The sequence below is a fragment of the Clostridium rhizosphaerae genome, from assembly GCF_016765585.1.
Classification (GTDB): domain Bacteria; phylum Bacillota; class Clostridia; order Clostridiales; family Clostridiaceae; genus Clostridium_AT; species Clostridium_AT rhizosphaerae.
Window position 1 is genome coordinate 1117480 of the sequence record NZ_JAESWC010000002.1, and the last position, 12083, is coordinate 1129562.

Here is a 12083-nt window from a genome sequence, read left to right on the forward strand (position 1 = left end):
CCCTATTTATTATATTTCTTTTCAATTTCACTAATTTTATCTATTCTTTTTTGATGTCTGTTTCCTTCAAACCTAGTATTTAAAAAGCTGTCAACTATATCAAGAGCTACTCCTGTCCCTACTACTCTAGCACCAAGTGCTAGTATATTAGCATCATTATGCTCTCTGCATGCATGCGCACTAAAAGTATCACCGCAAAGCGCTGCTCTAATACCTGGAACCTTATTAGCTGCGATACTTATTCCAATGCCAGTACCACATACTAGTATTCCAAGTTCAAATCTTTTACCAGCAACCTCTTCTGCAACTTTTAATGCAAAATCTGGGTAATCACAGGATTCCTCAGAAAATGCTCCAAAATCCTCAAATTGTATGTCCCTTTCTTCAAGATGCTTTAAAACTTCTTTTTTAAGACTAAAGCCTGCATGATCACTTCCAACAGCAATTCTCATATTAATCCCTCCTCGAAAATAATTACCAATTCAATATTATTTGATAATTTCAAATTTTTTATTACAAAAAAGAAGATAATAGCACTTATAAAGCACCTTTATCTTCTTTTAATTTGTTTAACAATAATATAATAGCATTTTTAAGGTCATTAAATGTTTTAGAATAAATAGTTATATCGCCGCCATAAGGGTCTATAACATCGCCCTTAATGCCGACATATTCATTAAGTGAATATACTTTATTTCTTAAATGAGGATAATTCGCTATAAGCATTTCTTTCATATAAGCTGTCATTGTTAAAACTAAATCTGAGTCTTCTAGCATATTTACTGTAAGCTGCATTGCTTCTCTGGTGCTTATATCAGTTTCACAATTTTCTTTTATCAAGAAAGCAGAATGTTTAGATGTTTTGCTGTTTTTAATAACAGATATACCTGCAGAGATAGCTGCTGTATCTTTTATTGTACAAAGCTTATTGAAAATAGCTTCCGCCATACAGCTTCTGCATGTATTTCCAGTGCAAACAAATAATATTTTCATACAACAACCTCCTTGCAATCTATATATTAAACTTCAACTATATTAAAACCAGCAGATTTTTTAAGTCTATTCATTATAGCAGTACCTAATTCTTCTTCTTCAAAAGCTTCAGATAATATTATATCCACTGCGGCATCATCAAATTCTCTAAGTGCCTCGAAAAGGTTCTTTCCTATAGACTCCATAAATTTTCTGCTGCCTAATGATATAACAAGTCCATTTGGATAACTATCTTTACTTTCATCAGTAGCAAGTATACCAACTTTCTTATTTTCGTCTATATAATTTTGCACTATTTCATTGATTTTTGCAATAGTTTTTTTCAAATCTCCTTGTATTATTTTCATAGGAGCCTTTGGAGCATAATGTCTATATTTCATACCAGGCGCTTTAGGCTTTATATCAGCTTCTGGTTTCTTCATTATTGCAGGATCCATATATATAGAAGATTCTACTTCTTTCAGCATAGCTAATGTAATTCCACCCGGTCTAAGTACACAGGGAGGATTTACTGTACAATCTATAATAGTTGACTCAAGTCCTACAGTGCAGCTTCCGCCACCAAGAATATAATCTACTTTTCCTTGTAAATCTTCTACGCATCTTGATGCCTCAGTTGGACTAGGCCTGCCTGATATATTGGCTGACGGTGCCGCAATTGGTACTCCCGAAGCTTTTATAAGTTCTCTTGCTATTATATTTGATGGCATTCTAATTCCTACACTAGGTAAATTTGCACTTGTTTCTCCAGGAATCAAATCTGACTTTTCAAGAATTATAGTTAGTGGTCCTGGCCAAAATTTCCTCATTAAGTGTAAAGCTACCTCTGGTATATTTTTTACTAAAGATTCTATATTAAAATCTGCAATATGTACAATCAGAGGATTATCCTGCGGTCTTCCTTTTGCAGTGAAAATTTTTTTTACTGCATCCCCGCTTAGTGCATTAGCTCCAAGCCCATAAACTGTTTCTGTAGGGAAAGCAACAAGACCTCCTTCTCTAAGTATTAGACCCGCTTCATTAATTGCATCTTTATCTATATTGTTTTCATCTACAATAACTACTTTTGTATTCATTTTAAATTCTCCCTTTGCTTATATGTACCTATTAAATAACTTTAGTCATTATAAGACCAAGCATTATTCCGGTCAATATACCAACGCTGCTTGTAATTCCATCCCAAAGCTTTGAAGACTCAGGAAACATTTCACCGCAAACCACATACATCATTATACCAGATGCAAAAGCTAAGCAAGCTCCTAAAATATTAGGCGAAATACTGCCCGCATAAGCTCCGATCCAAGTCCCTATTGCTGTTGGAAAGGCAGTTAAGAAAGCATATAACAGTATCCTTGAAACTTTAACATTAGAAGCCATAAGTGGAGCAGACACTGCTATTCCTTCAGGTATATCGTGAATAGCAATAATCAAGCTCATTTTAATTCCAAGACTCTGACCAGCTAAAAAGCCACAACCCATAATTACACCTTCAGGAAGGTTATGCAGCATAAGAGCCATAGCAGCCATAAAGGCAACCTTCAGATGTTGATTTTGATTTGACGAATTTTCACCTATATTCACTTTGGTATCAATGATGATGATTGTAATTATACCTAGAAGACTGCAAATTATAGTTCCTATAAAGCTCCAACTAGTCATAGCCTCAGGTATCAGATCAAAAACCACAATGGAAAGCATAAGACCCCCAGCAAAGCCAATAATAGCTCCCAAGAATCTATTTGACGGCTTCTTTACAACAACTCCAAGGGAGGCCCCTATCATTGTACCTATTAACGATACTATGCTTCCTAAGAGTACAATCAACACAATGTTATTATTTCCCACAATACCACCCCTATCATAAAAATTGACTCTATACATTTTATTTATAATAATAGAGGTGAAGAACTAATAATTATATTATTTATGAATTTCTATATTGTTTTATATTCTCTATAGCTTCGCTTGTATATTGTGCTTTAACACAATTTCTATAAATTATATCTAAAAGCTTATATTTATGATATCCGCCTTTATTTATGGTTATATAATAATAACTTTCCTCAGGCTGATGTTTTTTTAACTTATAGTAATAATGGGATATATAAGCATGCTTGCCTAAAAAAGATTCATCAACTTCATTTATTTTTTTATTTCTAAATCGTGAGCACAAAAGCATTGTAATATTTATTTGTGGTCCACTTCCTTCTGCATGCACAAACACCACTTTATCACAAACAATATTAAATTCTTCTCTAAATCTTCTAACTTTTATCTTTAGTTTATAACCATCACAGCTATATTTTAAATAATTACTTTCCATGCTAATCAAAATTGCAGATAAAATAAGCACTTCAATTACCGCAAGATAAATTAAAAAAAACAGACTAAACTTATTTGAAATAAAAAGTACTACAGGCAATGTTAAAAAAATAAAGCCCAAGAAAAGCAAAAACCTTTTATTAGATTTTTCCTGTTTTCTTATGGCTTTATTTATATCCATAGTTTCACCTCTAAATTATTGATTGTTACCCATTGCTTCCATCTTCTTAGCTTGATCCTCTGTAATTAGTGCATTTATCATTTCCTCTATATCACCATCTAAAAATGCATCTAATTTGTAAAGTGTAAGTCCTATTCTGTGATCTGAAACTCTTCCCTGTGGGTAATTATAAGTTCTGATTCTTTCACTTCTATCTCCGGTACCTACCTGACTCTTTCTATCTTCCGCTATTCCTGCTGATCTTTCAGCCTGTGCAATATCATAAAGTCTTGATGCTAAAACCTTCATAGCTTTTTCTTTATTTTTAAGCTGCGACTTTTCATCCTGGCAGGAAACCACAATTCCCGTTGGAAGATGAGTGATTCTTACTGCTGAGTCAGTAGTATTAACGCTCTGTCCACCATGACCCGAAGAACGGAAAACGTCAATTCTTATGTCATTTTGATTTATTGTTACATCTACCTCATCAACCTCTGGAAGTACGGCTACAGTTGCTGTAGAAGTATGAATTCTGCCGCTTGCCTCTGTATCTGGAACTCTTTGAACTCTATGAACACCACTCTCATATTTCAACTTGCTGTAAGCAGACTGGCCGCGAACCATAAATACAACTTCTTTAAATCCGCCTATATCTGTTTCGTTCAAACTCATAAGCTCAACTTTCCATCTATGGCGTTCTGCATATCTCGTATACATTCTAAATAAGTTTGCAGCAAAGAGAGCAGCTTCATCTCCTCCAGCTCCTCCTCTTATTTCTATAAATACGTTCTTATCATCATTAGGATCCTTAGGAAGAAGCAAAATTCTTAATTCTTTTTCAAATTCTTCCTTACTTTCAGAAAGATCCTTTATTTCTTCTTGAACCATTTCTTTCAGTTCTCTTTCGATATCCTCATTTAACATTTCTTTATTAGCTTCAATATCTTCAACCGTTTTCTTATACTCTCTGTATTTATTAACTATTATCTCAAGGTCAGCATGTTCCTTGCATAATCTCTGCCACTCCTTCTGATCAGCCATTACAGAAGGGTCACTTATTTTTCTTGAAAGCTCTTCATATTTATTTTCTATAAAATTAAGACGTTCTAACATTAATATCACTCCAAATCCTATTTTAACAATTAATTATTATAACACAGTAAAGATAATTTGCGAAGGAATTTTTTTATATATTCTTTATTCCTGTAACTACTCTATCATTTCCAGCTAAATCTTTTATAACTTTAACATTAATATATCCACTATTAATTAATATATCTGAAACTTCTTTAGCTTGATCATAACCAATTTCATAAGCTAAAACCCCTCCGTTTTTTAAGGTTGAACGGCTTTGCTCCGTTATTTTTCTATAGAAGTCTAAGCCATCCTCTCCCCCCCATAAGGCTATATAAGGTTCATAATTCTTAACATCTTCCATAAGTGTTGGTATAACTTCCGTCCTTATATAAGGAGGGTTAGATACCAGAGCATCAAATTGTCGCCCTTCCTCTAATGCATATTTAAGTAAATCACTTTTTACAAAAGTAACTCTTTTTTCTAAGCCCAAAGTTTGAATATTTTTTTTAGTTACTTCTTCAGAAACATCAGATATATCACAGCAATCTACATAAACAAAATCAATATTTTTTGCAATTGAAATTCCAATAGCTCCGCTGCCGCAGCACAAATCACATATTTTAACAGATTTTTTTTGTTTAATTTCCTTTATTGCCTCTTCTACTAAAATTTCAGTATCAGGTCTGGGAATTAACACTCCATCTTTGACAAAGAAATTCAAACCCATAAATTCGCAGCTTTCAGTTATATATTTTATAGGCATTTTATTTTTCCTTTTACCTAAAAGCTTATTATATTCGTTACATGCATTCTTATCTACTTCCATATTTCTATTTGTAATTATAGACATTCTATCTAAATTTAAAACTTTGCCTAAAATTAATTGGCAATCAAGCATATAACTATCTATATTATTACCCTTCAGCTCTTCATAACCTTTAGATAGCAGTTCTTGAACTTTCACCTTAATTTTCCTTCCCCTCTTCAATATTGAGACCTTCTGCTGCCTTTAATGCAGCTATAGCAACTTCTAACTGTTCCAAATCAGGCTCTTTTGTTGTAAGCTTCTGGAGCATAAGACCCGGATAAGCTAAAATATAAGAAAGTCTACTCTTGCTTTTACCCATCCATCTAATAAGTTCATAAGTAACTCCAGATACTATAGGAAGAAGTATAATTCGATATGCTAGTCTTTGCCATAAGGAATTCCAGCCGGTAAAGGAAAACAAAATAATACTTACTATCATAACTAAGAACAAAAAATTTGTTCCGCATCTAGGGTGCAGTCTTCCAAACTTTTTTGCATTTTCAGGGGTAAGCTCAACCTTATTTTCATAGCAAAATATAGTTTTATGCTCTGCTCCATGATACTCATAAACTCTTTTTATATCTTCCATTTTTCCTATAAGATAAATATACATGAGGAACAATATAACTCTTATTATTCCCTCTATGATATTAAGCAATACAGTATTTACCGTAAAAGTCTTCTTAAAAAAGTTTGCTGCATAGGTTGGAAGCATAAAAAACAAGAGAATACTAAAGCCTAGAGATAATATAAGCGAAATTCCGGCTAGTATATCAGAACTCTTATCTTTAAACTTATCATCAAACCATTTATCAAATTTTGATTTATCCCCCTCTTCTTCAAAAAAGGAAGCAGAATAGTTTAAAGTTTTAATTCCTACAATAAGAGAATCTAAAAGTGCTACAAAGCCTCTTACTATTGGGAAATTAAAAACCTTATATTTTTTTGTATATGGTATACTTTCATTTTTATCAATCACAATTTCTCCTGAAGAAGTTCTTACAGCTGTTGCTACCCCAATGCTCCCCCTCATCATTACACCTTCAATTACAGCCTGTCCACCAACAGTAACTTTTTTCTCCATAAATTCTTCTCCCTTATCCATACTTATTTATTAATTTTTCTTTCATAGGCTTTCTTATACTCTAAAAAACATTTCGGACAAAGTGCATGATATTCTATATTATCTTCCTTATCTATAGCTACCTGTTTCCCCTGAAAAACAAACTCTCCGTTAATCATTCTTCCATTTAAAAGTGCCTTTTTACCACATTGACATATATTTTTAAGTTCTTCAATGCTATGTGCTAAAAGAAGTAATCTTGAACTTCCTTCAAAACCATTCATTTGAAAATCTGTTCTTAACCCATAACATATAACCGGTATATCCATAAGTACGGCTATTTCAAACAATTGATCTATATGTTCTGTTTTAAAGAACTGCGCTTCATCTACAAGTATGCAGTCTATTTTTCCATTTTCTTTGCTCCACTTTTCTACTTCAATATATATATTCTCATTATTAGCAATCAATAAATCTACTTCTCTAGTTACTCCAAGTCTTGACACTACTTTATTCCCGCCTTTAGTGTCTGTCTTTGGCTTTACTATAATAATATTCATTCCTCTTTCTTCATAATTGTGTGCAACCTGCAGCAAATTAGTTGACTTTCCGCAATTCATAGCACCATATCTAAAATATAACTTACTCATATTTTATTCTCCTTTGTAATTAAACTAAACATATACATTTTATCAGACTTTAGCAATATGTTAAAGGAAAAATATAAGTACATTGCGAACAAAAATAACCAAAGGCTGTGGTGTAAAGACCTTAGAGCCTTGTGTAGAAAATAATATTTTAATTTGATTGATAACTTTGCTCTCGGTCTTTACACCCAGCCTATATATCTTATACACAATTATAAGTATCTATATATTGATATTGGACTCACTCAATGATTGTTTTTATAATTAAAACTATAGCCTTTATTAAAAGCTAGTAATGGCATTTTTATAATTCACCTATTTAAATATAAACCTATAAAAATATTTAAATATTTACTTGAGCCATGCTGGTTTGCATTAGATTTGCTTTCTATAATATCAAAGAACATGCTTATATCAATACTATTATTAAACATCACAAACTTTTTAATGTTTAAACTATATATAATGCAATAAGGTTCTTACATTGTATATGATTAACTAGAGAACAACAAAAGTATTATATGGTTACCTTAAAGTATGTAGGGCAGTGCGGAAAATAATATATAAGATTAATTGAGTACTTTGCCCATGTTCTTGGTGAAGTGAAGTCATAAAAGTTAGAGCCTCTCTTCTGAGCTAACAGAAGGTAAAATATGATATCAACATTTATTATAGAAACTTTACTTTAAAGATAGCAAAAGTTAAAGCGAATTCCCAGAGGCTCTTAGTTTTATGACTTCAAGAACCTTAGAACAGTAGCAAAGTAATCACTAAGCTTATATATTATTTACCACGAAAAGCTCTGCGGACTTTAAAGCAAAGCCTGCAAACATTTAGTTCGGAAAATTATCAGATGTTGACTGTATATTATTCATTATGCTATAATACACTAGTTGAGAATATGGATTTACATATTCATTAATCGAAAGAGGTGAAAAATATGAGAGAAGGCATACATCCAGAATACCACAATGATGCTGTGGTTAAGTGCGCATGTGGAAACACATTTACAACTGGTTCTGTTAAAAAAGAACTTAAAGTAGAAATATGCTCTAAATGCCATCCATTCTTTACTGGACGTCAAAAGATAGTTGACGTAGGTGGAAGAGTTGAGAAGTTTAGAAGAAAGTTCAATATAACAGAAGAATAATAAAAATAATGGGAAAGGATTTACCTTTCCCATTTTTCTTTTCCATTATCTTTATTTAAAACATCAAGTTTTGTAAACATATCTAAAAATTCTATATTGCTTCTAGTTTTTGACATAAGAGCTATAAGCTTTTCTGTAACAGTATCTGCAGAATTGTCGTTGTACATAACTTTCCTTATATTGAAAGCAACCTCCTGTTCCTTAGATGATAAAAGCATATCTTCCCTTCTTGTTCCTGACTTGTATATATCAACAGCTGGGAAGATTCTTCTTTCCTGAAGCTTTCTATCCAAATGAACTTCCATGTTTCCTGTACCTTTGAATTCTTCGAATATCATATCATCCATTCTACTGCCTGTTTCTATAAGAGCAGTAGCAAGTATGGTTAAACTTCCGCCTTCCTCAATATTTCTAGCAGCTCCAAAGAACTTTTTAGGATTTATAAGTGCACCTGGATCTAAACCGCCTGAAAGAGTTCTTCCTGTTGGAGTTATTGTAAGATTGTATGCTCTTGAAAGTCTAGTCAAACTATCAAGAAGTATAACTACATCCTGACCCTGTTCAATCATTCTTTTTGCTCTTTCAAGTACCATTTCTGCAACCTTAGTATGATGATCTGGTTCTTCATCAAAGGTTGAATATATAACTTCTCCCTTAATAGAACGCTGCATATCTGTTACTTCTTCAGGCCTTTCATCAATAAGCAATACTATTAATTTCACCTCAGGATGATTTTGTGCTATACTATTAGCTACTTTTTTAAGAAGCGTAGTTTTTCCTGCCTTTGGTGGAGCAACAATAATACCTCTTTGTCCTTTTCCTATAGGAGATATAATATCCATAAGTCTAGAGGATAAATCTAAGGAACTTGTTTCTAGTTTTAATCTCTCCTCAGGGTATATTGGAGTTAAAGTCTCAAAACGCTTTCTTCCAACAGCTTTCTCTGGATTTTCTCCATTAACACTTTGAACATATAATAAAGCCTTGAATTTTTCACCTTCCTTAGGTGTCCTTACCTTACCCTCAACCATATCACCAGTTCGGAGGTTAAACCTTCTTATTTGAGATGGTGAAACGTAAATATCATTTGGACCTGAAAGATAATTTTGCCCTCTTAAAAAGCCAAAATTATTTTCAATTACATCTAAAACTCCTCTTGCTGTATCTGATTCATCAATCATTTCCCTAAGTCTTTCTCTTTTTTCTTCAACGGATAACCTTTCAGGCTCTGCTTCTGTTTTTAATTCTGATACATTACTAGAAGCTTTAACTGTATCTTCTTTAATTGTATTAACTAGAGTATTCTCTTTATTTTCATCAGCTTTTTTAGGTGTGATTTTTTCTCTTAGTATCACTCCATCTCTCTGTATGGAAACTGGAGAAACCCGTTTAACTTCTTCAATTAATTCTGCTTTCTTAAACTTTGATATATTTTTTACTCCAAGCTCTTTAGCTAATTCTCTAAGCTCAGTTAGAGTCATATTGTCATAATCTGTGTTCGGCAAATAATGCACCTCCAAATATTCATTTGTATATTAAAAAAATTGGGGAATTTACTTATAAGGAAAAAATTGAAATGTGATACTTCATACATTATATACTAATTTATATTTTTAATCCACATTATTTCTAAAAATATACAGTTATATGTTTTATCTATATAAAAAATAAAGAGTGAATTTCTTTTCACTCATATCATAGCCCAGCTATCTCTATTTATTTCATTAAATTTACTTATTCTTTGTAAAACCTTAAACTTATTTCCCATATAAAATAATGGTATGCCTAAAACTTCACAGCCGCCAATCATCATTTCTCTATTCAGTATATCGTTTATACTATAAAAATAGTTATGCTCTTCCCCACAAAGAGGGCATTTTATTCTTATATTAACTTCCTTATTTCTATTTAGGCTTATCTTAAAACCCGAAAACTTTTTATTTAAATTTTCAAGTTCAAATATTGAGATATCTTTTATATCGTATTGTCCCAAAGTATTTTTTAACGCAAAACTTATATCTGTATTAAGCAGCACTTTAAACCCTCCTTTATATTTATAGAGGTTATATTATTTTCTTAATTAAATAATTCTATTAAATTCAATAAAATCCTTCAAAAAAAATGATATTTTTTGTCTAAAACTAATAATTTAATTCGACAAAATAAAGAACCCCTTGCGGGATTCTTTATTTTCTATTATTTATTGAAGCCTTTATAAAGTCTCTAAACAAAGCATGTGGTCTATTTGGTCTTGATTTCAATTCAGGATGAAATTGAACTCCAACAAACCATGGATGATCTTTAACTTCTACCATTTCTATAAGCCTGCCGTCTGGGCTGGTGCCTGATATTGTTAATCCTGCTTCAGTTAATTCTTTTTTGTATTCATTATTATACTCATATCTATGCCTATGTCTCTCGTAAATAAGTTCTTCTCCATAAGCCTTATAAGAAAAACTATCTTTTGAAAGCTTGCATGGATACAGTCCTAATCTCATTGTTCCTCCCATTTCATCTATGTCCTGCTGTTCAGGCATTAAATCGATAACAGGGTGTGTGGTTTCAGGATTAATCTCTGAAGAATGAGCATCTTTATATCCTAAAACGTTTCTTGCGAATTCTATTACTGCACATTGCATGCCAAGACATATTCCAAGGAAAGGAATCTTATTTTCACGAGCATATTTTATAGCTTCAATCTTTCCTTCCACTCCTCTATCTCCAAAACCGCCTGGAACTAATATTCCATCTGCGCCAGCAAGTAGTTCTTGAGAATTATCACTGTTTAAATCCATTGAATTAATCCAAGTTATATTTATATTTGCATCATTGTCTAATCCGCCGTGATTTAAAGCCTCTACTACAGAAATATAGGCATCATGCAGTTCAACATACTTACCTACAAGAGCTATGTTGACTGTCTTTGATAAGTTTTTAAGTCTTTGTACCATCTCAATCCATTTACTGTTATCAATATTTCCACAGTTCAGGTGCAGCTTTTCACAAACTAGCACATCAAGTCCTTCATCATGAAGCATTAAAGGTACTTCATATAAATTTTCTGCATCAAGATTTTGGATAACAGATTTTCCGTCTATATTACAAAACAAACCTATTTTACCCTTTAAATCTTCAGACAATGGTTTTTCCGAACGACAAACAATTATATCTGGCTGAATACCAATACTTCGTAATTCTTTAACAGAGTGTTGAGTAGGCTTAGTTTTAAGTTCGCCAGCCTTTCCTAGATATGGAACCAATGTAACATGTATAAAACATACATTCTCCATCCCTACCTCATACTTAATCTGCCTTATTGCTTCTAAAAACGGAAGCGATTCAATATCTCCAACTGTCCCGCCTATTTCAGTTATAACCACATCAACTTCTCTTTCTTTAGCAACTCTATAAACTCTCTGCTTTATCTCATTGGTTATATGAGGAATAACTTGAACAGTTCCGCCCAAATATTCTCCCTTTCTTTCTTTCGATATAACTGACCAATAAACTTTTCCAGTAGTAACATTGCTGTTTTTGCTCAAACTTTCATCAATAAATCTTTCATAATGTCCTAAATCAAGATCTGTTTCAGCACCGTCATCTGTAACAAATACTTCTCCATGCTGATATGGGCTCATAGTTCCTGGATCAACATTTAAATAAGGATCAAATTTTTGTATAGATACCTTAAGTCCTCTATTTTTTAAAAGTCTTCCTAATGATGCAGCTGTTATTCCTTTACCTAGTGATGAAACAACTCCGCCAGTTACAAATATGTATTTCGTATTATTTTTCATAGATTCCTACTCTAAAGTTAAAAACTTTAAAGCAGTATTCACCCCCTAAATTTTTTTGATAAATAT

At 32.3% G+C, this 12083-nt stretch carries 13 protein-coding genes; 1 reads left to right on the top strand and 12 read right to left on the bottom strand.

Going from position 1 to position 12083, the window contains the following annotated elements:
* Positions 1-2: 2 nt before the first annotated feature.
* The 9 genes from rpiB to JK636_RS08475 form a co-directional block, all read right to left on the bottom strand.
* A complete protein-coding gene (gene rpiB / locus JK636_RS08435; RefSeq protein WP_202748381.1) occupies positions 3-452 on the bottom strand; it encodes a ribose 5-phosphate isomerase B in 450 nt (149 codons plus the stop codon).
* Positions 453-537: 85 nt separating this feature from the next.
* Positions 538-993, bottom strand: a complete 456-nt coding sequence (locus JK636_RS08440; protein WP_202748382.1) for a low molecular weight protein arginine phosphatase — start codon at positions 991-993, stop codon at positions 538-540.
* Positions 994-1019: 26 nt separating this feature from the next.
* A complete protein-coding gene (locus tag JK636_RS08445) occupies positions 1020-2069 on the bottom strand; it encodes an L-threonylcarbamoyladenylate synthase (RefSeq protein WP_202748383.1) in 1050 nt (349 codons plus the stop codon).
* Positions 2070-2100: 31 nt separating this feature from the next.
* Complete coding sequence (locus tag JK636_RS08450) at positions 2101-2775, bottom strand: ZIP family metal transporter (RefSeq protein WP_243428181.1); 675 nt, start codon at positions 2773-2775, stop codon at positions 2101-2103.
* Between the two features lie 142 nt (positions 2776-2917).
* Complete coding sequence (locus JK636_RS08455) at positions 2918-3496, bottom strand: hypothetical protein (protein WP_202748385.1); 579 nt, start codon at positions 3494-3496, stop codon at positions 2918-2920.
* A 15-nt stretch (positions 3497-3511) separates the two neighbouring features.
* Positions 3512-4588 carry a peptide chain release factor 1 gene (gene prfA / locus JK636_RS08460; protein WP_202748386.1) on the bottom strand — a complete coding sequence of 359 codons (1077 nt, stop codon included), beginning with the start codon at positions 4586-4588 and terminating at the stop codon, positions 3512-3514.
* Between the two features lie 73 nt (positions 4589-4661).
* Positions 4662-5516, bottom strand: a complete 855-nt coding sequence (gene prmC / locus JK636_RS08465; RefSeq protein WP_202748387.1) for a peptide chain release factor N(5)-glutamine methyltransferase — start codon at positions 5514-5516, stop codon at positions 4662-4664.
* A gap of 1 nt (position 5517) precedes the next feature.
* Positions 5518-6444: a DUF1385 domain-containing protein gene (locus JK636_RS08470; RefSeq protein ID WP_202748388.1), complete on the bottom strand. Its 927-nt coding sequence runs from the start codon at positions 6442-6444 to the stop codon at positions 5518-5520.
* Between the two features lie 23 nt (positions 6445-6467).
* Positions 6468-7073, bottom strand: a complete 606-nt coding sequence (locus tag JK636_RS08475; protein WP_202748389.1) for a thymidine kinase — start codon at positions 7071-7073, stop codon at positions 6468-6470.
* 937 nt (positions 7074-8010) lie between these two features.
* On the opposite strand from JK636_RS08475, the gene rpmE reads away from it, so the two are divergent.
* The gene (rpmE, locus tag JK636_RS08480) at positions 8011-8220 is read left to right on the top strand and encodes a 50S ribosomal protein L31 (protein ID WP_202748390.1); all 210 of its coding nucleotides are present in this window, start codon (positions 8011-8013) and stop codon (positions 8218-8220) included.
* 20 nt (positions 8221-8240) lie between these two features.
* Here the strand turns inward: rpmE and rho are convergent, their stop codons facing one another.
* The 3 genes from rho to JK636_RS08495 all read right to left on the bottom strand — a co-directional run bounded on the left by rho (position 8241) and on the right by JK636_RS08495 (position 12017).
* A complete protein-coding gene (rho, locus tag JK636_RS08485; protein WP_202748391.1) occupies positions 8241-9725 on the bottom strand; it encodes a transcription termination factor Rho in 1485 nt (494 codons plus the stop codon).
* A gap of 185 nt (positions 9726-9910) precedes the next feature.
* Positions 9911-10255, bottom strand: coding sequence for a hypothetical protein (locus JK636_RS08490; protein ID WP_202748392.1), 345 nt, complete (start codon positions 10253-10255; stop codon positions 9911-9913).
* A gap of 151 nt (positions 10256-10406) precedes the next feature.
* Entirely contained in the window at positions 10407-12017 is a 1611-nt protein-coding gene (locus JK636_RS08495; RefSeq protein ID WP_202748393.1) for a CTP synthase, read from the bottom strand.
* Between the last annotated feature and the right edge of the window lie 66 nt (positions 12018-12083).

Coding starts and splice junctions, on each gene's coding strand:
- rpiB (WP_202748381.1), bottom strand. CDS start 452: ATGAGAATTGCTGTTGGAAGTGATCATGCAGGCTTTAGTCTTAAAAAA.
- JK636_RS08440 (WP_202748382.1), bottom strand. CDS start 993: ATGAAAATATTATTTGTTTGCACTGGAAATACATGCAGAAGCTGTATG.
- JK636_RS08445 (WP_202748383.1), bottom strand. CDS start 2,069: ATGAATACAAAAGTAGTTATTGTAGATGAAAACAATATAGATAAAGAT.
- JK636_RS08450 (WP_243428181.1), bottom strand. CDS start 2,775: ATGATAGGGGCCTCCCTTGGAGTTGTTGTAAAGAAGCCGTCAAATAGA.
- JK636_RS08455 (WP_202748385.1), bottom strand. CDS start 3,496: ATGGATATAAATAAAGCCATAAGAAAACAGGAAAAATCTAATAAAAGG.
- prfA (WP_202748386.1), bottom strand. CDS start 4,588: ATGTTAGAACGTCTTAATTTTATAGAAAATAAATATGAAGAGCTTTCA.
- JK636_RS08470 (WP_202748388.1), bottom strand. CDS start 6,444: ATGGAGAAAAAAGTTACTGTTGGTGGACAGGCTGTAATTGAAGGTGTA.
- JK636_RS08475 (WP_202748389.1), bottom strand. CDS start 7,073: ATGAGTAAGTTATATTTTAGATATGGTGCTATGAATTGCGGAAAGTCA.
- rpmE (WP_202748390.1), top strand. CDS start 8,011: ATGAGAGAAGGCATACATCCAGAATACCACAATGATGCTGTGGTTAAG.
- JK636_RS08495 (WP_202748393.1), bottom strand. CDS start 12,017: ATGAAAAATAATACGAAATACATATTTGTAACTGGCGGAGTTGTTTCA.